Annotated in this window: 16 protein-coding genes and 5 pseudogenes; 9 read left to right on the top strand and 12 right to left on the bottom strand. The window is 56.8% G+C overall.

Annotation, left to right across the window (positions count from 1 at the left end; genetic code table 11):
- Position 1: 1 nt before the first annotated feature.
- The 6 genes and pseudogenes from napA to AB4N80_RS22970 form a co-directional block, all read right to left on the bottom strand.
- Positions 2 to 2,506, bottom strand: a complete 2,505-nt coding sequence (gene napA, locus AB4N80_RS22995; protein WP_095962604.1) for a nitrate reductase catalytic subunit NapA — start codon at positions 2,504 to 2,506, stop codon at positions 2 to 4.
- Positions 2,503 to 2,763, bottom strand: a complete 261-nt coding sequence (locus AB4N80_RS22990) for a chaperone NapD (protein WP_025214374.1) — start codon at positions 2,761 to 2,763, stop codon at positions 2,503 to 2,505. Before AB4N80_RS22990 ends, napA begins: the two co-directional genes overlap by 4 nt.
- Positions 2,764 to 2,799: 36 nt before the next feature.
- Positions 2,800 to 2,967 (bottom strand): periplasmic nitrate reductase, NapE protein, encoded by a 168-nt coding sequence (gene napE / locus AB4N80_RS22985; protein ID WP_025214373.1) that lies wholly within the window; start codon positions 2,965 to 2,967, stop codon positions 2,800 to 2,802.
- A gap of 250 nt (positions 2,968 to 3,217) precedes the next feature.
- Positions 3,218 to 3,790 (bottom strand): annotated as a pseudogene (locus AB4N80_RS22980) (methyl-accepting chemotaxis protein); the annotation flags it as partial.
- A gap of 336 nt (positions 3,791 to 4,126) precedes the next feature.
- A pseudogene (locus AB4N80_RS22975) lies at positions 4,127 to 4,882 on the bottom strand (nitrate- and nitrite sensing domain-containing protein); the annotation flags it as partial.
- Between the two features lie 183 nt (positions 4,883 to 5,065).
- Positions 5,066 to 5,185, bottom strand: a pseudogene (locus AB4N80_RS22970) (type II toxin-antitoxin system RelE/ParE family toxin); the annotation flags it as partial.
- Between the two features lie 14 nt (positions 5,186 to 5,199).
- Here AB4N80_RS22970 and AB4N80_RS22965 point away from each other — a divergent pair.
- From AB4N80_RS22965 to AB4N80_RS22955, 3 genes and pseudogenes are all read left to right on the top strand, one after another.
- Positions 5,200 to 5,488: pseudogene (locus tag AB4N80_RS22965) on the top strand (DUF421 domain-containing protein); the annotation flags it as partial.
- A 2-nt stretch (positions 5,489 to 5,490) separates the two neighbouring features.
- Positions 5,491 to 5,849, top strand: a pseudogene (locus AB4N80_RS22960) (nitric oxide reductase activation protein NorD); the annotation flags it as partial.
- 37 nt (positions 5,850 to 5,886) lie between these two features.
- Complete coding sequence (locus tag AB4N80_RS22955) at positions 5,887 to 6,243, top strand: hypothetical protein (protein ID WP_025214371.1); 357 nt, start codon at positions 5,887 to 5,889, stop codon at positions 6,241 to 6,243.
- Positions 6,244 to 6,709: 466 nt separating this feature from the next.
- Here AB4N80_RS22955 and AB4N80_RS22950 read toward each other — a convergent pair whose 3' ends face one another.
- From AB4N80_RS22950 to AB4N80_RS22930, 5 genes are all read right to left on the bottom strand, one after another.
- Positions 6,710 to 8,731 (bottom strand): nitric oxide reductase activation protein NorD, encoded by a 2,022-nt coding sequence (locus AB4N80_RS22950; RefSeq protein WP_460096073.1) that lies wholly within the window; start codon positions 8,729 to 8,731, stop codon positions 6,710 to 6,712.
- Positions 8,732 to 9,547, bottom strand: coding sequence for a CbbQ/NirQ/NorQ/GpvN family protein (locus AB4N80_RS22945; protein WP_095962686.1), 816 nt, complete (start codon positions 9,545 to 9,547; stop codon positions 8,732 to 8,734). It lies immediately after the preceding gene.
- Positions 9,548 to 9,561: 14 nt separating this feature from the next.
- Entirely contained in the window at positions 9,562 to 10,929 is a 1,368-nt protein-coding gene (locus AB4N80_RS22940; protein ID WP_013692871.1) for a cbb3-type cytochrome c oxidase subunit I, read from the bottom strand.
- Between the two features lie 15 nt (positions 10,930 to 10,944).
- Positions 10,945 to 11,802, bottom strand: a complete 858-nt coding sequence (locus tag AB4N80_RS22935) for a c-type cytochrome (RefSeq protein WP_025214367.1) — start codon at positions 11,800 to 11,802, stop codon at positions 10,945 to 10,947.
- A gap of 668 nt (positions 11,803 to 12,470) precedes the next feature.
- Positions 12,471 to 12,821 (bottom strand): hypothetical protein, encoded by a 351-nt coding sequence (locus tag AB4N80_RS22930; protein ID WP_034114485.1) that lies wholly within the window; start codon positions 12,819 to 12,821, stop codon positions 12,471 to 12,473.
- A 1,083-nt stretch (positions 12,822 to 13,904) separates the two neighbouring features.
- Between AB4N80_RS22930 and nosR the strand changes: the two genes are divergently transcribed.
- The 6 genes from nosR to AB4N80_RS22900 all read left to right on the top strand — a co-directional run bounded on the left by nosR (position 13,905) and on the right by AB4N80_RS22900 (position 21,714).
- The gene (gene nosR / locus AB4N80_RS22925; RefSeq protein ID WP_354336450.1) at positions 13,905 to 16,094 is read left to right on the top strand and encodes a transcriptional regulator NosR; all 2,190 of its coding nucleotides are present in this window, start codon (positions 13,905 to 13,907) and stop codon (positions 16,092 to 16,094) included.
- 77 nt (positions 16,095 to 16,171) lie between these two features.
- Positions 16,172 to 18,109, top strand: a complete 1,938-nt coding sequence (nosZ, locus tag AB4N80_RS22920) for a TAT-dependent nitrous-oxide reductase (RefSeq protein ID WP_095962684.1) — start codon at positions 16,172 to 16,174, stop codon at positions 18,107 to 18,109.
- A gap of 29 nt (positions 18,110 to 18,138) precedes the next feature.
- Complete coding sequence (locus AB4N80_RS22915) at positions 18,139 to 19,431, top strand: nitrous oxide reductase family maturation protein NosD (RefSeq protein WP_095962683.1); 1,293 nt, start codon at positions 18,139 to 18,141, stop codon at positions 19,429 to 19,431.
- Positions 19,428 to 20,351 carry an ABC transporter ATP-binding protein gene (locus AB4N80_RS22910; RefSeq protein WP_095962682.1) on the top strand — a complete coding sequence of 308 codons (924 nt, stop codon included), beginning with the start codon at positions 19,428 to 19,430 and terminating at the stop codon, positions 20,349 to 20,351. The genes AB4N80_RS22915 and AB4N80_RS22910 overlap by 4 nt, the downstream gene beginning before the upstream one ends.
- On the top strand, positions 20,348 to 21,178 hold the full coding sequence (locus AB4N80_RS22905) for an ABC transporter permease (protein WP_095962681.1): 831 nt from the start codon (positions 20,348 to 20,350) through the stop codon (positions 21,176 to 21,178). The genes AB4N80_RS22910 and AB4N80_RS22905 overlap by 4 nt, the downstream gene beginning before the upstream one ends.
- Before the next feature lie 23 nt (positions 21,179 to 21,201).
- Entirely contained in the window at positions 21,202 to 21,714 is a 513-nt protein-coding gene (locus tag AB4N80_RS22900) for a nitrous oxide reductase accessory protein NosL (RefSeq protein ID WP_095962680.1), read from the top strand.
- Between the two features lie 69 nt (positions 21,715 to 21,783).
- Here the strand turns inward: AB4N80_RS22900 and AB4N80_RS22895 are convergent, their stop codons facing one another.
- Positions 21,784 to 22,098, bottom strand: a complete 315-nt coding sequence (locus AB4N80_RS22895; RefSeq protein WP_025214358.1) for a c-type cytochrome — start codon at positions 22,096 to 22,098, stop codon at positions 21,784 to 21,786.
- Positions 22,099 to 22,289: the final 191 nt, after the last annotated feature.

The following is a 22,289-nucleotide window of genomic DNA, read 5'->3' as shown; positions in this document are numbered from 1 at the left end:
CTCAGGCCACGCTGACCAACTCGATGCGTATCGCGCACTTTTTGTAGTCGGTTTGCTTGGAGATCGGGTCGGTGGCATCGAGCGTGACCTTGTTGATCAGCTTGTTGGCGTCGAAAAACGGCACAAATACCAATCCTTGAGGCGGCTTGTTGCGCCCGCGGGTTTCGATGCGCGCACGGATCTCACCGCGTCGGCTGATCAGCTTCACTTCACTGCCGCGCCGTGCTTTCAAGGCCTTGGCATCCTCGGGATGCATGTACACCAGCGCATCCGGCACGGCTTTGTAGAGTTCTTCGACTCGCTGGGTCATGCTGCCCGTGTGCCAGTGTTCAAGAACGCGCCCGGTGCTCAGCCAGAACGGGTAGTCCGCATCCGGTGCCTCGGCCGGCGGTTCGTAGGGGAGGGCGAAAATGATCGCCTTCTTGTCCGGATAGCCATAGAACTGCACCTCGCTGCCTTTCTCCACATAGGGGTCCAGCCCCTCGCGATAACGCCAGCGGGTTTCCTTGCCATCCACCACCGGCCAGCGCAGGCCCCGTTCACTGTGGTAACGGTCAAACGCGGCAAGGTCATGTCCATGGCCGCGACCGAATTGGGCGTACTCCTCGAATAGCCCCTTCTGCGGGTAAAACCCAAAGGCCTTGGCTTCATCGTTTTTGTAGCCGGCTTCCAACTGCTCGACGGGGAACTGGTCCACCTGGCCATTTTTGAACAGTACCTCGAAGAGGGTCTTGCCCTTGAGCTCAGGTGCCTTGGCGAGCAATTCGGCGGGCCAGGTTTCATCGGTGGTGAAGCGCTTGGAAAATTCCATCAACTGCCACAGGTCCGACCGGGCGTCTCCCGGTGCCGTCACCAACTGATGCCAGAATTGCGTGCGTCGTTCAGCGTTACCGAAGGCGCCTTCCTTCTCCACCCACATGGCGCTGGGCAGAATCAGGTCGGCGGCCTGGGCGGAAACGGTGGGGTAGACGTCGGAGACAATCATGAAATTGTCCGGGTTGCGCCAACCCGGCAGGACTTCCTGCATGATGTTCGGTCCGGCCTGCATGTTGTTGCTGGCCTGGGTCCAGCACACGTTGAGCACACCGTCCTTGAGCATGCGGCTCTGTTCCACCGCGTGGAAGCCGGGCTTTTCCTGGATGGTGCCGGCGGGCAGCTTCCAGATTTTCTCGGCGGTGGCGCGATGCTTGGGATTGGTGACCACCAGGTCGGCCGGTAGTCGGTGGGAAAAAGTCCCCACTTCACGTGCCGTGCCACAGGCCGACGGTTGACCAGTCAACGAGAACGGGCTATTGCCCGGCTCACTGATCTTGCCGGTAAGCAGGTGGATGTTGTAGATCAGGTTGTTGGCCCAGACGCCACGCGTGTGCTGGTTGAACCCCATGGTCCAGAACGACACGACCTTACGCTTGGGGTCGGCATACAACTGCGCCAGGCTTTTCAGTCGCTCAGGTGCAACCCCCGTCTCCCTGGCGGTTCGCTCCAGCGTGTAAGGCTTGACGAAGGCGGCGTACGCCTCGAAGTCAATATCCGTCCAGGTGTTGGCCTTGCCGGCATTCTTCGCGCTGGTTTCCCGTGGGTCGTCAGGACGCAGGCCGTAGCCGATGTCGTCGGCACCCCGGGCAAAGCGAGTGTGCTTGCTGATGAAATCCTGGTTCACCGCGCCGCTTTCAATGATGTGGTTGGCGATGTAGTTAAGAATCAGCAGGTCGGTTTGCGGCTTGAACACCATGGGGATGTCGGCCAACTCGAAACTGCGATGTTCGAAGGTGGACAGCACCGCCACTTTCACATGGGGCTGGCTCAGGCGGCGATCGGTGACCCGGCTCCAGAGCACCGGGTGCATCTCGGCCATGTTCGAGCCCCAGAGCACGAAGGCATCGGTGGCTTCGATGTCGTCATAACAACCCATGGGTTCATCGGCGCCAAAGGTGCGCATGAACCCCATCACCGCCGAAGCCATGCAATGGCGGGCGTTGGGGTCGATGTTGTTGGTGCGAAAGCCGGCCTTCATCAGTTTATTGGCGGCGTAGCCTTCCCAGACCGTCCACTGTCCGGAGCCGAACATACCGACCGATTCCGGCCCCTTGTTTTTCAGGACTTGCTTGAACTTCAGCTCCATGATGTCGAAGGCTTGCTCCCAACTGACCGGCTGGAATTCTCCCTGCTTGTCGTACTGACCGTTCTTCATGCGCAACAGCGGCTGGGTCAGGCGATCAACGCCATACATGATCTTTGAAAGAAAATAGCCTTTCACGCAGTTGAGCCCACGATTGACTTCGGCCTTCACGTCGCCATGGGTGGCGACCACCCGGTTATCCCGGGTCGCGACCATCACGCTGCACCCGGTGCCACAGAACCGGCAGGGCGCCTTGTTCCAGTCCAGGGTGACCATATCCGCTTCGGTTACCAGGTTGCTGGAAGAGGTTACGATCGGCAGGCCCGCAGCGGCGGCTGCAATGGCGGCGGCCTGGGTCTTGACGAATGCACGGCGGGTCATGCTCATTCGATGTCTCCTTCGGGCTCGAGGAGTTCGTGATAGATCAACGCCGCGTTGAGTACGCCGGGCAGGTTGTTGATCTGGTCGATGCGTTGCAGGATCTGGCTTTCATGCACGGCTTCAAGCACTACCACCAGTTTTCCGGCGGCACTTTCCTGATGCAGTTCCAGGCCATCGAGCAGGCGCAGGTTGGCCTTGACCGCGTCGAACATCTCCGGTCGGGCAAGTACGACAAGACTGGCGATATGCAAGGTTTCGTCCATGAACGGGCTCCAATAGCCTCAAGAAAAAGCCACCGGTCAGAGGGGTGGGCCAGGAGGGCCATACAGCATCTGGAAAAACCAGACGAGGAAACCGTAGCCGCCGACGATGGCGACCGACAGCAGCGGAAAGAGGAACACGACAAGGAAGAGGAACAGCCGGGTTTCCTTGCGGCGATCAGGTTTGCGTTCTTCAGCCAACGACATTGGGGCTTCTCCAGCCGAACCTGAATTTATACTAGGACAGAAAAATCAAACTGGCCTATTTGTCCAGTTTTTATGACGAGCGGCTATGTCCCATATGAGTCCAACAGCGGCAAGTCCTGTTCTTCATCTACTATTTATTTTCTAGGGAGAGGGAGCTTGCTCCCGGTTCCGCAGCGACGTCCTATCGCTGCGCTTGAGTTAGAAAATAGTAAAGATCAGTATTCACCAACGAGCTGGGTACATAAGAATATCAAGTCATTTTGAAACGACTCACCATGACTTGTTGGTGTTCTGCCAACCTGGCTAGCTCCGGGCTAGTCGCTGCTGTTTGATCAGCTCCGGCGCTGACCTGAATAGCGACATCGTTGATTTCCATCACATTTCGGTTGATATCTTCCGCAACGGCACTTTGCTCCTCGGCAGCGGTGGCGATCTGCATGTTGCGGTCGCTGATGCTCGAAACGCCCACGGCAATCTCCGCCAGTAGTTCCCCCGCGCGCTCGATATTGGAGGCACCGGTGCGCGTCTTGCTCAAGGTTTCCTGCTTCGAACTGGTGGCGCGATCCGAGCCAGCCTGCAGTTTGGTGATCATGTCTTGGATGTTTCCAGTGGACTCTTGGGTTCTTTGAGCAAGCGTACGCACTTCAGTCGCGACCACCGCGAAACCACGTCCATGGTCGCCGGCCCGCGCAGCTTCGATGGCTGCGTTCAGAGTCAGCAGGTTAGTCTGTTCGGCGATGCCACGGATAACGTCTAGCACAGTGGAAATCGAATCACTTTCATTTTTCAGCTCGACAACGATGGCGGCGGTTTGATCCGCTTGCTCGGACAGGTCTTGGATGACACGGACGGTCGCCTCGATTTCTTTTCTGCCTTTTTCGGTGCTTTGGCTCACCTGTTGTGACAGGGCTGCCGCATCGCCGGTGCTCTGCGCAACATCACGAACCGTAGCGCTCATCTCATTGATGGCCGTGACCACCAGTTCCGTTCCCTGGCGTTGGCGTTCAAGGCTCTGGCTGGTCTGAAATGTGACAGCCGAAGACTCTTCTGCTGCAGTGGCCACTTGCGCGGTCGCGGTTCCAATTTCTTGAATAATTTGACTGAGCTCGGTGGCCGTGCGATTTAGGTTGTTGGCAATTGTGCCGAACTCATCCCGCCCCTCATAAGTGGCGCGGCTGGTGAGTTCTCTTTCGGAAAGAGCGATCAGCACGTTATTGACTTCGCCTACTGCTGCCCTAATGTTACGGATGATGCAGTACGACAGCAGGGTCACTGCCGCCACTGCACCGCCTACCGAGCCTAGGACAACCCATAACACGAAATATGCGTGGTCGTGCGCCTGATTGGCCAACTTGCATATGTGCAGGCTGAGCGCATTTTCGACGTCACTCATCTGGTCTATTCTGGCTGTCGATAGCTTAAACCAAGACTCGGCTGGGACGTCGAGCGAGTGGCCCATAGGCGTTTCCAAAATCAGTCGCTGAAGCCTAGCCACTTCCATAGCGTCGGCTGCCGCCATCTTATCGTCCAGTTGACGGACGTAGGCCTCATCGGCACTGCCGCGAAAGCCCTCAGCATAAGCTGAAAATTCGCCGAGGTTTCGGCTGAAGGTTGAGAGCAGTTCTGAATCTACACGGTTCTGGTTGAACACCACCCCCAATGTCGCGCGCTCCCGGCCGGCTCGCTCTTTCATCTCGATGAACTGATTGAGTGAGGAAAGGCTTCGCGCCAACTCTGGCTTTTCCACACTGCGTTGAAGTGCATGAGTGTAGGCGATCAAGCAGCCTCGTATTTCGCTTAGTACCTTTCCTGAAATTGGTCTTGGGATGCTCCCGTTCTGTATGATGTGGCCAGGGTGCTGATCGCTAGGCTCCTGGTCATGAAAAATGCCTAAAAAAAAGCGGTTGCTCAGCATTGAAAGTGGTATGCAAGTTGAGCATTTTGTTTCTGGTTGCGGGCCTCAAACATCCGGTCGGACCCAGAACCTCCCGCTTCAATTGACTGCTCCGTCGACTGACAGCTAGGCGCTCAGGTTCAGATGTAGAGGGGCTGACTTTCGCTGTTCATGGCCAGTTAACCCCTTGAGCCAGGTCGGTGTTCAGTCGTTGGTCAGGTGCAGTTGCACTTCTAGGGCGTCATGCAGGAGTCGGACGACTTCGATCACGTCGTCGTTTGCCACACGATAGAACTCGATATGGCGTGGGCTCTTGACCGTCCCACACCATTTACCTGATGTTGATGATTCTGTTCAGATCGTCGGCAGGCGCTCCCCGGCGCAACTCACTACCTTCGACCTAGTGTTATTGATGGTGATCCGCGAGGCCGCTCAGCAGGTGTTGCTGGGCGATGATTTTTCGTTGACCAACGCCGTTTTGGTCATTGTCACGTTGACGCCATTGACATTGGTTTCTCATTGGTCAAACAGCGCTCACGCTGGTTTTTCCGTGTGCTCGATGGCGGGCCGACGATCGTGGTCGAAGACGGCAGAGTACTCGCTGAGCGCCTCAAGCATTCGCGGCTGGCAACGATGTCGGACTGCGCATTGCCGCACTCGAACCGGAACGCTACACCGGGGCAGGGTTCGCCATAAGCCACGCCAGCACCTTACGATGCGCGAAGTGAGCAGTCATAGTCTGCTATTGTTGATTTCCGATGGCAAACCTAATGATATCGATCAGCATAATGGTCGTTATGGTGTAGAAGACATGCGCCAGGCAGTCACCGAAGCTGATTTACAAGGCATCTATTCCTTCTGTTTGACCATCCACCGGCAGGCAGCAAACTATCTGCCTGCGGTATTTGGCGCGCGTCAATCCGCCTTGTTGCCCAGACCCGAGTTGTTGCCCGGCGTGAAGGGGATCAAAAGGCTGGTGATGGCTTGAACCTCCACAATTCGCCTTCTCTTTGGAGAGTCCTCTTATGCCTAAAGACAAGACCCCATCGTCGGTTGTTGCACAACAACTTCAGATGACGCTTTCGAGATGGGACGCTGAAGACACATCAAAAGCTTTTCCCACCCAAGGCATTAATGAGTTTCCTGAATTATCAAATACCGAGTTGGTTCACCTTCGTGTTCGTGTGATTGCACTGGAAAATCTGGTTATCGCGTTGCTCGCCCAAGGGACGGATCAACAGCTTACGGTCGCGCGTGAAATGGCTGGCTACATTCGGCCTAGACCGGGTTTTACCCAGCACCCTTTGACGATTCATGCTGCATCCCAAATGGTCAACAGCGTCGACCGTGCAGTGAGATTTCGAAAGCTGTCGGAAATATGAACAACCATCCTCCATTCGGTATGCAAGAGACTATTCGCCAATGATCGAGGCCTGCTTCAGTTCGACAACGGCATTGGTGGGTGTAAAGGCTTGTGGCTTGATGCGTGCAACCTTTGATCTGGCTCTGGATTTCTGTCGGATCCAGCGTCGTGGAGGCCTGCTCCCGGTTATTGAGCACCCGGCCTCGGTGTATTGGCTGATGCCAAAGGCGCCATCGAGGCACTGCGCGGCCTGGCCTGCGCGACACAGCTTGCTCTGCATTCAAAGATTTAGGTTTAGAAGTTACTGTGCGCGTCATCGCAGTGTCTCGTCCTGAATAAGGTTTACACCTTCTGACCTATCTTCAGGAGGAACCAATGGATTCAGGAAAAGGCGCAGTCATGAAGTCATCTCCCCACTGACGGGAAACTTCAGTCATGAGCCGAAAACCGCCTGCCATGAAAAAACCTTGGCGGGCGTCTCTCGTTCACGCTGATACCAGTCGTTTGATCCAGTCCAGCAGCACACTGGGTAGCAACTCGGGTCTGTGCAGTAAGGCATATTGCCGCGAGCCGAATACCGCTGGCAGGTAGTTCGCCGCCTGGCGATCGATAGTCAAACAGAAGGGATAGATGCCTTGGAGCTTGGCTTCGGTTACGGCCTGACGCATGTCTTCGACGCCGTAGCGGCCTTCATACTGGTCAACATCGTTGGGCTTGCCATCGGAGATCAGCAATAAGAGACGGTGCGTGGCAGCTTCGCGCATCAGCAACGTGCTGGCGTGGCGCAGGGCGGCGCCGGCCCGGGTGTAGCGTTCCGGTTCGAGAGCCGCTATGCGCCGACCGACTTCAAGGCTGTAACGCTCATCGAAGGCTTTCAGAGTTCGGATCGTGACCCGCTGCGGCCCTTCGCCGGAAAACGCCATCACACTATAGGGCTCGCCCAGGCTCTCTAGCGCCAGGCAGACCAGCAGCAACGCTTCGCGCTCGACATCAATGACCCGACGATGGCAGGACAGCCAGCTGTCGGTGGAGCCGCTGACGTCGATCAGCAACATGATCGCCATGTTGCGACGGCCACGACGCTGGGTCAGATACACCGCTTGCGGCATGCTCAGGCCAGCGCGGGCCTCGGCGCAAGCGTCGATATACGCTTCCAGATCGATTTCGTCGCCGTCCCATTGTTTGCGTAGCCTGACGCGTTGGGCCCGCAGACTTTCGAATTGCCGACGGATGGCATCCAGCACCGGACGATGAGCATCAAGGGTTCGCTCAACCCATTGCTGCGGACCTTCCCGAACAGGACTCAGTTGCAGGGTCGCCCCCGGATCACGGTACACCTGGTGGTGATAATCCCACTCGGGATAGCTGATCGTGTGGGTTGCGAGGTCCTGTGCACGGTGCTGAAATCGGGTCCGTGGCGGGTCGAGGGACAGCAGCACTTCTTTCGGGCGACCTGCCGTCACCACCAGCCGGGCTTCGTTGAGTTCGGACAATGACTCAGCGAAATCAGCCGCAGGGGTATCGGTATCCCGGTCGGTCGGGCGCTGCATGCCCATGGGGTCTTCGGCTTTTTCCAGCGGTTCGGCGGGTTGCACCATCCATAGGCCTTGTTCCTGATCGTCGTCCTCATCGGCACAGGCCTCGCGCGCAGTGGGCTGACGTGTGAGGCGGGCACTGCGTGGCAGGGCATCGTCGGTGTCGATTTCACCGGGCGAGGGCGACACTTCCTCACCGGCCGACGGTTCGCGCAGGTCGCCGGTCCAGGCATCAAGGAGAAGCCTGTCTGCGCCGAGCCCGTGAGATTCTTCGCAGAGGAGGAGACGTTGCGCGAGTGCTTCTGACAGTTGCAGCGAATCGGCGGTGTGGGTGGGGGTCGCCAACTCTTCCAGAGGCGCGCCGCATTCACTGTTCAGCAGTAAACGCAGGAAGTTTTCCAGGGGTTGTCGCTGGCTGGGAAAGGTGTGAAGCGGCGGGCGGGTCGCCAGGGCATGCTGGCGCAAGTCATGGATCGAGGGCGCCAATCCCGGCAACAGGCGTATCAAATCCGCATCAGCCGCCCAAGCTTCGAGAAGTAGATAGACGCTGCGCTGCATCGGGTTGTCGAGGGCTGACAGGGCGTTTGCACTGCCTCGTTGGGCCCGCATCGCCTGTTGCAAGGCCAGGGCTCTATAACGCTTCAGGGTGGGCGGATTCTCGCTGCTTTCCAAATCCTGCGGTAGCCATATAGTCACGCCATCGGTCGCTGGGACGGCGCTTTGCTGAGACGGCTTTTCGTGACGCACAAAAAGCTTCTTCAGCAGCGTAGGGGGCGAGGGCGGTTGCGCGACGCGCAGCGAATAGTGGGTGTTGAACACTGCCTTGATCAGCAAGTCGAGGTGTTGTGCGACATCCCCAAGGGTGACGATTTTTTCAGTTTCCGAGGGGGGGCGGTGACGACGCCACAACGCCTGTGCATACACCGTCGCGTGGCGTGCAACATCGGTAATGAGGTCCTCGGCTTCGGCCATTTAGATAAATGTCAGGTCGACAAGGTCGCGCATGGCAGCGACCAGTACCGCGTCGTCGGACAGCGGCGAGATCAACGCGACCCGACAGGCGATGGGCGCAGCAATGCCGCAGGTAATCAGTCGCGCAGTGGCAATCAACAGACGGGTACTGGGGACTTCCGCCAGGCCCCGGTCCTGCAGGGCGCGTATTCGCTGGGCGAGGGTGACCAGCGCGTGGGCGATGGCGTAGTCGGTTCCACCTTCATGGATGACAATGGCGATTTCGCGCTCGGCCGGCGGGAAATCGAAATCCAGCGCCACAAAGCGCTGTCGAGTGCTCGGCTTCAAATCCTTGAGTATTCGTTGGTAGCCGGGGTTGTAGGACACCACCAATTGAAAGTGTGGCGAGGCTTCAACGATTTCGCCGATTTTGTCCAGGGGCAGAATGCGTCGGTGGTCGGTCAGCGGGTGCAGGACGACAATGGTGTCTTGCCGCGCTTCGACCACCTCATCCAGGTAACATATAGCGCCTTCGCGCACCGCCCGGGTCAGCGGGCCTTCCGTCCAGTGGGTACCTTGGTGACCGATCAGGAAGCGCCCGACCAGGTCGCTGGCACTCAAGTCGTCATGGCAGGAAATAGTGATCAGCGGGCGCTTGAGACGCCAGGCCATGTGTTCGACAAAACGGGTCTTGCCACACCCGGTGGGTCCTTTGAGCATGACAGCCAGCTGCTGTGCATGGCATTGATCGAAGATCGCCACCTCGTCGCCGCTGGACTGGTAATAGGGTTCAGCTTGCTGCGGCGCGGATTCTGCGGCCGACAGGTTCTGCTGCATTCGCGAACGATCCATTACAACGCTGCGCCCGACGCACGAGGCACCAGAACCGGATCGGCTTCATCGACATTGAATTGCGGCGCATGGCGGAAAAAATCGAAGATAAACAGCCCGACACCCAGGCTGAACATCGACGCCGTCGCCACCAGCATCAGGAAATGCACCTGAATCTTCAACTGCACATCCAGATAGCCCATGCCGAGAATGCGTTCCAGGTACACCTGAGCAATGCCCGCAGTGGCAAATGACAGGGTCATGCCGAACATCCCTCCCAACTGCAGCCAAAATGCCCAATAACCGATACTGCTTTCTTCCACGGGACGACGGGTCATGCCTGGAAGTGCGTAGGTGATCATCGCCAGGACTATCATGGCATAGGCCCCATAGAAGGCCGCATGGCCGTGCATTGCGGTAATCAGGGTGCCATGGGTCCATTTGTTGACGTCGGGGAAGGTATGAGCCAGACCGAGGAGGCCAGCGCCAAACATGGTGAACAGGGCGCTGCCCATGGTCCAGTGCAAGGCCAGTTTGTTGGGATGAGAGAGGCCGGAGCGGCGCATGGCGTTGTAGGCGTAGATCGCCATACCGACCAGCGCCATAGGCTCAAGTGCACTGAAGAAACCGCCCAATGGAAGCCAGTAATGGGGGACGCCGATCCAGTAATAATGGTGGGCGGTGCCAAGGATACCGGCAATGAACACCAGGCCGACAATCACGTACAGCCACTTCTCCATGACCTCGCGATCAGCACCGGACAGTCTGATCAGCAGATAGGCCAGAAAGCCGCCCTGGATCATTTCCCAGACACCTTCGACCCACAGGTGAATCGTCCACCAGCGGTAGTAGATCGATACCACGTAGTTTTCATAATGCAGCAGTGCAGGCAGATAAAGCACGGCGGCACTGGCCAGGCCCAACAAAAGAACGCCTTCGGTGGCAGTGAAACGCCCGGCTTTCTTGATGGTCATGCCGATGTTGTAGAGAAACATCAGCATGCAGATCACGATCACGATCTTGTGCGGCAGCGGTTGTTCGAGCAGTTTGTTCCCGGTGCCATAACCGAACAGATAGCCCAGCACGGCGGTGACCCCCATGGCCGTCCACAACCCGAGCTGGATATACGCCAGTTTGGTGCTGTGCAACTCGCCACGGGACTCGTCCGGCACCATCCAGTAGGTTGCCCCCATGAACCCGGTCAGTACCCAGACGATCAACAGATTGGTGTGTATTGCCTTGGTGACATCAAAGGGCAACACGTCCAGCAGGGGATCCGGTCCGAGGTATTTGGCCGCCGAGAGCAAGCCGAATACCAGTTGCAGACCGAATAGCGCCATGGCAACGGCGAAGTACCAGTAAGCGACGGATTGAGATCTGTAACGCATGGTCATCCCCTTTGATTACTGGAACGACGCCAGATAGGCGACCAGTTGATCGATCTGTTCGGGCGTTAGCGATTTGGCGAAGGTGTCCGGCATGAAAGACATGCCATTGGCGGAATACATGTCGCCCGGATGCAGGTACGCGCTTGGCGTGACGATGGATTCGCGGATGAAGCCTTCGACGTCCTTGGCCTTGCCCTTGTAGTCAGGCGAGGCAATGACCTGTTTGGCCCGAGCAGCCAACCCGGCCAGTGTCGGTCCGGCGAGATTGACTCCCGGTGCAATCGAATGACAAGCGCTGCACACCGGTGTGGCCGTGGTTCGAAACAGCGCCTCGCCCAGGGCGATCGGGTCTTCCTTGTCGGACACCGGGCGTGCGGCGGGTGGCTGGTTGCCACCGGCGACATTCTGTTGCGCAACGGTGAGGTCCATGCCGGGAATCGACGTGCCGGTCACCAGGATCGGCCGCGGCGGCCAGCCTTGATTGTCGACCTTGCTCACCCAATCCATAAAGGCGATCAACGCCGCGATTTCTTCGTCGTTGAGTTTTAGGTTCGGCATCAACCGGCGATGACGTTGCTCGTCATAAAACTTTGAGGGGTCTTTGAGGAACGCGGTGAGATAGGGGGTGCCGCGCTGCTGGGTGATTTTCGTAAGGTCCGGAGCGTAATACGCGCCTTCACCAAACAACGTATGGCAATTGATGCAATTGTATTCATGCCATACATCCTTGCCGCGAGTGACTTCTGGCGTGATCTGTTGAGCGTTGGTCAATTTTGGAAACTGCCGGTGACTATCAACCGTCATGCCAAGAAACACAATGGCGGCGATGGCCGTCGATATCAGCGCGAACGAGCGTGTCTGGCGTTTGTTCATTGCGAACTCCCTAGACGCCGATACCCGTCCAATAGGTGATGCCGATAACGCTGGCATAAACGACCGCGCTGGCCATCAGCACGAGCACGGCATAGCTGACTATCTTCAAAGCTTTTTGCACGGCTGCATCCCGAGTAGAAAGTGCAGTTGGAAAGTTCTTGGAAAAGCGCTCTGCCGGTTGGGTATTATTAACGATACCAAGCGCTGCATATTTGAGTGTGGTGGTTCAAGTTGTGAGAATGAATGATCTTGAGGGTAGTAGGCTTTGCATGGCTGTCAAGAAATTCTATGAAATTTTAACAAGTCGTAGTGACGGATACATAGAAGAAATTGAAATAATCAGGTGAAGCAAATGATCAGCATATCTCTATTGAGGGCGGAGGCGCATGGCATTCAGTCATGGTCAACCGTAAGCTCGATGGCTTCATGATATTTTGAGATCGGTATTTCGTCTCTTTTCATGATCCGGGATTCAAATTTCCGATCTAGATAGAGTCGATCGAGTAATCAAGGGCGGCGCAGCTCGAAAAAGTCCGAACGGTGGGAATCCATTTAGGAATCTGATCAAACATCGAATCGTTAATGATAGATATCAAAAACGACTTAAAAAGGCCCGCAAGCGGGCCTAAAAAGGGGGGCTATTAGTCGCATGAAACTGTTCCGGCTTCTTACTCCTCAACTGCCACCAGTCGCGCACCTTTACGCGTGACCTGCTGCCCGACTTCAAATCTGGCATTGGGTGAGCGCACTGTACTAGTCTCACCTTGTGTGTTTTTTACTTGATAAGCGGTTTCAGATTTACCAATCCCTGTTTGCACCGCACTGCCTGCGAAAAAACCGCCAGCTGCGCCGACTAATGCACCAATCGGCCCCCCTACCGCGCCAACCATCATTCCGGTCAAGGCGCCGAAACCCTTGCCGGCAGTTGTGTCGGGGACTTCACGGATTATCTGGTCTGCCAGGCATAGCGGAGACAGTAGAGTACACAGGGTAAAACTGAGCGCGATTGAACGAGTCATGACATTGTCCCTTTGGGGTTTGCGTTAAGTTCAATACTCAATACACAAAACGGGCCAAGAATTTTATTCAACAATATCAATTAGTTAAGTATTTGAATGGTCATTACGACCTAGTCCGGAAAGGGTCATAATGACAAAACGATAGTCAATATGACTTCTCGACTGGTGGCTTATTCGGCGCCAGCTTACGGGACAGACGGTGAAGCGCCGCTAATAGACAATCCACCTCCTGAGAATGTGCGACGCATCGGCGCGGGCAACAAGGGAGCAGCAGTAGATCTGCAATCATGGCGGCTACCGGGATTCCAGAGTTGTCGGGTGCCGAATTAGTCTGCCTTCAAATCCGAGCTCTTGCCTTGGAAAAGCTAGTAATCAAAGAGAGGGTAGTCCGCTACGATTCTGCGATGACAACGTCACCAGACGGCCTCCCACATAGGATCGCATCGCTGGTCCTGACTGAGTTCTTGCAAACGCAAAAAAGCCTGTTCAAATTCTTCGGACGGTGCATGGTCGCCATAGTTATGAAGACTTTGGCTGATCCAGAGTCCATTAGTGTGGGCGCGGTTCGGATATGTAAGTTGCTGCAGCTTGAATATTGGCTCGGTCCAACAATACCAAAATTGCTAACTATGAAAATGAACATCGACTCCGTTTACTGTCTCTTGGAAGGCTAAGGCGTAGGGTTAAACGCTTCACCATCGATTGATGGTACGTCGCCAGAAATTGTATTTGCAGGGGGGGCGGAGATTCCGGTCATAGTCAATAAATAATTTATTCAAATCTGTATTTTAGACGAAAGGCGATAAAATCAGGCATGAATGCCCGTCAGGAGAGGTTTTTGCAATGACGAAAAATATATCGACCTGTTGGGGGATGACTATTTGTCTACTGGATGGCCTTCTTCCCTTAAATAAATTAAATACTGAACCACTGTGCTGATAATTGGTTTGACCCGTTTATCGAATATGATTGCTATTTTCGTGAGTAAGGAGGAGTGTTGATCATATAATTTCAGTTAAGAGCGATTGAGCATAATCGTTACTCGACGGGTGTTTTTTCAGAGGTCGATCGCTCAGCGAATCCATGCGTGCTTCCAAACTCCCAATGCCCGGTGTCCGGCGTCCATTTCACTATGGGCTGATCATTTTGTTGTGCCTAGTGTTCGATGGGTTTTTCGGATTACAGGCGAAGGATTATGGCGGGCTCGAGCAGCAGCGTGTAGAAGCCATATTTCCCGGTAGCGATGGACTTTCCGAGCCTGACGGCGAGTTCAAGGTTCGCACCATCCGCACCGGCAAAGAGGTGCTCGGTTACGTGTTCCAGAGTCAGGACGTGGTGGATATTCCGGCTTACTCGGGCAAACCGATCAACATGCAGGTCATCCTCGATACCCACGGCGTCATCCAGGATGCCTACGTGCTGGAGCACCATGAGCCGATTTTGCTGATCGGCATTCCCGTGGAAAAGCTTCATGCCTTCGATGCCAAATACAAGGGGGTCAAGGCCGACCGAAGGGTGGTCGTTGGCCGGTCCAGTGATCTAGAGGCGGTGACCGTTGATGGGATCTCCGGCGCGACGGTGACCGTCATGGTGGTCAATGAGATCATCATGCGCGCCGCGCAAAAGGTCGCCGTATCGCTGAAGCTGATCGAGGACAGGGCCGGCGCAGCACAAAAGCCCGCCACTGTGCGCCAGGACTTTTACGAACCCGCCACCTGGGAGCAATTGACCGGTAACGGCGCGGTGCGCCGGTTGAACCTGACCCGTGGCCAGGTTGATGCCGCCTTCAAGGGCACCGAAGCCGAAGGTATCGACAACGCCGCCGCCGATCAAGTCGATGACACCTTTATTGAGCTGTACATCGCCGATTTGAACCCGCCAGCCATCGGTCGCAACCTGTTAGGCGACAATCAATACCGTTTCCTCATGCAGGATCTCAAGCCGGGCGAGCAGGCCGTCGCGGTGTTGGGCCGCGGCCTGTTCTCCTACAAGGGCTCGGGTTATGTGCGCGGCGGAATTTTCGATCGGGTGCAATTGCGCCAGTTCGGCAATGTCATCAGTTTCCGCGACATGGACCACCAGCGACTCTCCGACGTGTTTGCCAAGGGAATGCCGGAGTTCGATGAAATGTCGATTTTCATTGTGCGTGAACCGGCCCGGTTCGATCCGGGATCGCCCTGGTCGCTGGAATTGCTGGTACGTCGTCAGACAGGCGCAGTCAGCGGCGTGTTCAGTAGCTTCGAGCTGTCTTACCAGATGCCCGAGCAATACCTCCTGCGGCCACCGCCCACTGCCGAAGAACTGGCCGCCATCGAGGTTGCCAACCGGCCGACCTGGGTGAATATCTGGTACCAGAAAGCGTTTCAGATCGGGGTACTGTGCACGGCCCTTGCTGTGTTGATGGTGATTTTGTTCCTGCAGGACACCTTTACCAAATACCCACGCTTCCTCCACTGGCTGCGTCGGGTTTATCTGGTCTTCACCGTGGTGTTCATCGGCTGGTATGCCCTTGGGCAGATTTCTGTGGTCAATGTGCTGACGTTCGTCCATGCCCTGTTCGAGAACTTCCGCTGGGAACTGTTTCTCACGGACCCGATCATTTTCATCCTCTGGACCTTCACCGCCGCCAGCATCCTGCTCTGGGGCCGTGGTGTGTTCTGCGGCTGGCTGTGCCCGTTCGGCGCTTTGCAGGAGTTGATCAACGAAGCCGCGCGCAAGCTGAAGATTCCGCAATACGAGTTGCCGTTCGCGGTCCATGAGCGGTTGTGGGCGATCAAGTACATCATCCTGCTGCTGCTGTTCGGCATCTCCTTGGAGTCGATGACCACTGCCGAGCAATTTGCCGAGGTGGAACCGTTCAAGACCGCCATCACCCTTAAATTCGATCGCCAATGGTGGTTCGTGGCCTACGCGGTGGCGTTGCTGGTGATCAATATCTTTACCCGCAAGGTCTACTGCCGCTACGTCTGCCCCTTGGGCGCGGCGCTGGCGATTCCGACCAAGCTGCGGCTGTTCGACTGGCTAAAACGCCGCAAAGAGTGCGGTACCCCTTGCCAGCTCTGCGCCAAGGAATGCGAAATCCAGGCAATCCACCCGGACGGCCATATCAACGCCAACGAGTGCCACTACTGCCTCGATTGCCAGATGACCTATCACAACGAAAACAAATGCCCGCCACTGGTCATCAAGAACAAGCGCAAAACGCGGAGCAAACCTGCGCCAGTGCTGGATCGCGAAGAGTTGATTCCTGTTGTGCAAGTGTTCGAGCCCTGAGCCACCTCGCTGCAAACGAGGTATCAAGACTCGATTGACCGAGCTTTTTCATATCTGCCCCCGATGGAGCAACACCCATGAGCGATAACAAGTCGAAAAGCGATCATGAAACCGTGAAAGCAAAGCAGGAGACGGAATCGACCGGCCTGAGCCGTCGCGGTTTCCTCGGCACGAGTGCCGTAGCCAGCGTCGCGTTGGCCGGCGCCACGGCCCTGGGTAGCGTGGTATTCACCCGTGAAACCTGGGCGGCAGCGGCCAAGGACGCGCAATCGAAGGTCCACGTGGGGCCGGGCGATCTGGATGATTACTATGGTTTCTGGAGTGGTGGCCACCAGGGCGAAGTGCGGATCATGGGCATCCCGTCGATGCGCGAGCTGTTGCGCATTCCGGTGTTCAACATCGATTCCGCCACCGGCTGGGGCCTGACTAACGAAAGCAAGCGGATCATGGGTGACAGCGCCAAATTCCAGAACGGCGACTGCCACCACCCGCATTTATCCATGACCGACGGCAAGTACGACGGCAAGTACCTATTTATCAACGACAAGGCCAACAGCCGGGTCGCGCGCATCCGCTTGGATGTCATGAAATGCGACAGAATGCTCACCGTACCGAATGTGCAGGCCGTACACGGTTTGCGTCTCCAGAAAATGCCGCACACCAAATACGTGTTCGCCAACGCCGAATTCGTCATTCCTCACCCCAATGACGGCAGCACCTTCGACCTTCAGGACAAGAACAGCTACACCATGTTCAATGCCATTGATGCCGAGAAAATGGAGATGGCGTTCCAGGTCATCGTCGAGGGCAACCTGGACAACACCGATGCCGACTACACCGGCAAGTATGCGGCTTCGACTTGCTACAACTCGGAGAAGGCCTACGACTTGGGCGGCATGATGCGCAACGAGCGCGATTGGGTGGTGGTATTCAACATTCCGCGCATCGAGGCAGCGATCAAGGCCGGCAAGTTCATCACGCTGGGCGATTCGAAAGTGCCGGTGGTCGACGGTCGTAGAACCGAGGGCAAGGACAGCGCATTCACCCGTTATATCCCGGTGCCGAAGAACCCGCATGGCATCAATATGTCGCCCGACGGCAAGTATTTCATCGCCGCCGGCAAGCTTTCGCCGACCTGCACCATCATCGCCACCGCCAAGCTGGACGATCTGTTTGACGACAAACTCAAGGAGCCGCGTGACGCGGTGGTCGGCGAGCCAGAACTGGGTCTGGGTCCTCTGCACACCACCTTCGACGGTCGCGGTAACGCCTACACCACGCTGTTTATCGACAGCCAGGTGGTCAAGTGGAACATGGACGAAGCCGTTCGCGCCTACACCGGCGAGAAGGTCAATTACATCAAGCAAAAACTCGACGTGCAGTATCAGCCTGGCCACAACCATGCCTCGCTGACCGAAACCAGCGAGGCCGACGGCAAATGGCTGATGGTCCTGAGCAAATTCTCCAAGGACCGCTTCCTGCCGACTGGCCCGCTGCACCCGGAAAACGATCAGTTGATCGATATCTCCGGCGACGAGATGAAACTGGTGCACGACGGCCCGGCCTTCGCCGAACCTCACGACTGCGTCATGGCCCGTCGCGACCAGATCCGGACCAAAAAAATCTGGGATCGCAACGACCCGTTTTTCGCCGAAACTGTAGCGATTGCTGCCAAGGATGGGATCAAGCTGGAAACCGATAACAAGGTCATACGCGACGGCAAGAAAGTACGTGTGTACATGACCTCGATGGCCCCGGCCTATGGTCTGCCGGAGTTCACCGTCAAACAGGGTGACGAGGTCACGGTGACCATCACCAACATCGACAAGATTGAAGACGTGACCCACGGTTTCGTCATGACCAACCATGGCGTGAGCATGGAGATCAGTCCGCAACAGACGGCCTCGATCACCTTCATCGCCGACAAGGCCGGCCTGCATTGGTACTACTGCAGCTGGTTCTGTCATGCGTTGCACATGGAAATGGTCGGCCGCATGCTGGTGGAGAAAGTCTGATCGTTGCCTATCGTCAGGAGCGCAGGCCAATGACCCCATTCAAGCCAACCCCGATGAAGGTCATTGTGCTGGCGTCGCTGTTGACAGGTGGCAGCGCGCTGGCGGCAGTACAACCCATCACCACGCTGCCGTTGAAGCTGGACGCCGAGCAACGCTGGCACCTGCCGGCGGGGGAATACCGCGGCTCGTTCAGTGTCGATCAATCGATGCAGATTATCTGTGAGCCGGGCGCGGTGATCCAGAGCGAGGGGCAGGGCAACGCTGTGTTCATCAGCGCTCCCGACGTGCGGATCGAGGGCTGCACATTGCGCGACTGGGGGCGCGACATGACGGCCATGAACTCAGCGATTTTCATCGGTCCCAAAGCCCGGGGTGCGGTGATACGCAACAACCGCATGAAAGGACCAGGCTTCGGCATCTGGGTGGATAGCACCCACGACGTCAGCCTGATTGACAACGATATCGAAGGCGACCCGAGCATTCGCTCCCAGGATCGCGGCAATGGGATTCATCTGTATGCCGTGCACGGCGCCAAGGTTATCGGTAATCACGTGCGACAGACCCGGGACGGGATCTACATCGATACCTCGAACGGCAACCTGCTGCAGGGCAATACTTTGGAAGACCTGCGCTATGGCGTGCACTACATGTACGCCAACGACAACCAGTTGCTCGGCAACACCACCCGCCGGACACGCACCGGTTATGCCTTGATGCAGAGCCGCAAGCTGACGGTGATTGGCAACCGTTCCGAGCAGGACGAGAGCTATGGCATCCTGATGAACTACATCACCTATTCCGAGCTGCGCGACAACTTCGTCAGCGACGTGCGCAGCGGTTCCGCCGATGGCGGTATGGTCAGCGGTGCCGAAGGCAAGGCGCTGTTTATCTACAACTCGCTGTTCAATGTCATCGAACACAACCACTTCGAGCGCAGTGCCGTGGGCATTCACCTCACCGCAGGCTCCGAAGACAACCGGATCGCCGACAACGCCTTCGTCGACAATCAGCAGCAAGTCAAATACGTCGCCACCCGCTTGCAGGAATGGTCGGCCGAGGGGCGGGGCAATTACTGGAGTGATTACCTGGGTTGGGATCGCAATAACGATGCGGTGGGCGACGTGATCTACGAACCCAACGACAACGTCGACCGTCTGCTGTGGCTGTATCCGCAGGTCCGTCTGTTGATGAATAGCCCGAGCGTTCAATTATTGCGTTGGGTTCAGAGCAGTTTCCCCGTGACGAAATCACCGGGGGTCAAAGACAGTTTCCCCCTGATGAACCTTCCGACGATGCCCCAAACAACGCGGCCGACCTTATGATCGCCGTCGAAATCGAAGGGGTCAGCCAGCGTTACGGCAGCATGACCGTGCTGCACGATCTGACCCTGAGTCTGGGTGAAGGCGAGGTGCTGGGCTTGTTTGGCCACAACGGTGCGGGCAAGACCACGGTGATGAAATTGATCCTTGGCCTGCTCAAGGCCAGCGCCGGCCAGGTGCACGTACTTGGCTGCCGACCCGCACAAGCCGACGTGCGTCGCCAACTCGGTTACCTGCCGGAAAACGTGACGTTCTACCCGCAACTCAGTGGCCGCGAAACTCTGCGGTATTTCGCCCGCCTCAAAGGAGCCGCCCTGACGCAAGTGGACGATTTGCTCGAGCAGGTCGGGCTTGCGGGGGCCGCAGACCGTCGGGTGAAAACCTATTCCAAGGGCATGCGCCAGCGTCTGGGCCTGGCTCAGGCGGTGCTCGGCGAGCCGCGCTTGTTGCTGTTGGACGAACCCACGGTGGGGCTGGACCCGATCGCTACCCAGGATCTTTACCTATTGATCGACCGCCTGCGCCAACAGGGCGCGAGCATCATCCTTTGCTCCCATGTGTTGGCAGGTGTCGAAGCGCATATCAACCGTGCGGCCATCCTGGCCAATGGCTGCTTACAGGCGATCGGGAGTCTGTCCAGACTGCGTGAAGACGCCGACTTGCCGGCGCGGATCCGGGCTAGTGGTCTTTGCCGACGCGAGCAATGGTTGCAGCGCTGGAATGCCGCCGGGCACACCGCCACAGCGGTGGGCGGCAACGGGATCGAGGTGATGGCTGTCAATGGCTACAAAGTTGATCTACTGCGCCAGTTGTTCCACGAGGATCAACCGCAGGACATCGAGATACTGCAACCGTCCCTCGAAGACCTCTATGGCTACTACATGAATCGTGCGACCACCGGCACAGAAGGCACCCAGCCATGATGCAGATCTGGAGTATCGCCGGTAAAGAGTTCAGCGACGGGCTGCGCAATCGCTGGCTACTGGCAATCAGCCTGTTGTTCGCCATTCTGGCGGTGGGTATCGCCTGGCTCGGTGCGGCGGCTTCCGGGCAAGTGGGCTTCACTTCCATTCCGGCCACCATCGCCAGCCTCGCCAGCCTGGCGACGTTCCTGGTGCCGCTGATTGCCCTGCTATTGGCCTATGACGCGATCGTCGGCGAGGACGAGGGCGGGACGCTGATGCTGTTGCTGACCTACCCCTTGGGGCGTGGACAAATCCTGTTGGGCAAGTTTGTCGGTCACGGTCTGATCCTGGCGCTGGCCACGCTGATCGGATTTGGCTGTGCCGCCGTGGCCATTGCCTTGCTGGTCGATGATGTCGAGTTGGGAATGCTGTTCTGGGCGTTCGGTCGCTTCATGGTCTCCTCCACGCTGCTGGGCTGGGTGTTCCTGGCGCTGGCTTACGTGCTGAGCAGCAAGGCCAGCGAAAAATCCAGCGCAGCCGGGATGGCGCTGGGGGTGTGGTTCCTCTTCGTGTTGGTGTTTGACTTGGCGCTGCTGGCGTTGCTGGTCCTCAGTAAAGGCCGGTTCAACCCGGACCTGTTGCCCTGGTTATTGCTGCTCAACCCGACTGACGTCTATCGCTTGATCAACCTTTCCGGTTTCGAGGGCAGCGGCAATGCCGTCGGCCTGATGGCGTTGAGCAGCGATCTGCCGGTGCCGGGTTCAATGTTGTGGGGCTGCCTGCTGCTTTGGGTCGGCGTTCTGTTGCTGTTGGCTTCCTGGATGTTTCGCCGTCGGCTGACCTGATTTTCCAAGCTCGGGAGATTCAAATGAACACTTTGTACCTAACCGGGGCCCGTGTCCTGGTCGTCATCATTACCAGTTTGGTATTGGCGGCGTGCAACGATCGCGCAGAGGAAAAGCAAACCCTTGGACCCGTGGCCATCCATCAGAGTGACGAGTGTCATGTCTGCGGGATGGTCATCACCGACTTTCCGGGCCCCAAAGGTCAGGTCGTGGAAAAGGGCACGATCAAGAAATTTTGCTCCACTGCGGAAATGCTCGGATGGTGGCTTCAACCGGAGAATCACCACACTGAGGCAAAATTGTATGTGCACGACATGGGGAAAAGTGCATGGGAGAAACCCGACGACCATTTTCTGATTGATGCAACCCAAGCCTACTATGTCGTCGGCACTCAGCTTAAAGGTTCCATGGGTGTAGTTCTGGCGTCATTTTCCGAGGAGGCCACCGCACGCAATCTGGCCAGCGAGCAGGGCGGCAGGGTGTTGCGTTTTGAAGATATCGATCTGGCGCTTTTACAGCAAACCCCGACAATGTAGCCGAGCGACCCGGTTCGCAGAAGAGAGCGGGCTCGCTTCTGCGGTGTGGGTGTTTTTTATTGGGCTCTCTTACTTCAGCGTCAGGATCCAGTCGGCCAAGGTCTTCGCTTCTTCGTCGGTCACCTGGTTGGCCGGCATTGCGATTGGCCCCCATTTGCCCGTACTGCCTTCTTTGATGCTCTTGACCAGGGTTGCCGATGCGTCGGCTTGGCCAGCGTATTTGGCCGCCACTTCCTTGTAACCTGGACCGACCATTTTGGCGTCGACCATATGGCAGGCAACACAGGTTTTGCTCTTGAAGAGCGCCTCGCCATCAACGGCTTGAGCTGACTGCAACGTCAGCGCGGCACTCAGGGCCAGCAGTGGAACAAGAATCCTTTTCATCAGTGTTACCTCAGACTACGAAGCAGATTCGAAACGACCCGCTTCCGGTTTATTCAACAGGCATCGCATTGAATATTATTAGGGTGAATTTATCGGTACTCACATTCTTCATGTGCTGTTGATTGTCGGTGGGGAGCCGAATTGTGGAAAAACGCTCTTTTCACCTTTATTAGATTTTTAGATTTGCCATT

Source organism: Pseudomonas sp. H3_A02 (genome assembly GCF_054671965.1).
Note: the sequence above shows the minus strand (reverse complement) of the source record. Positions and strands in the feature narration are given on the sequence as shown.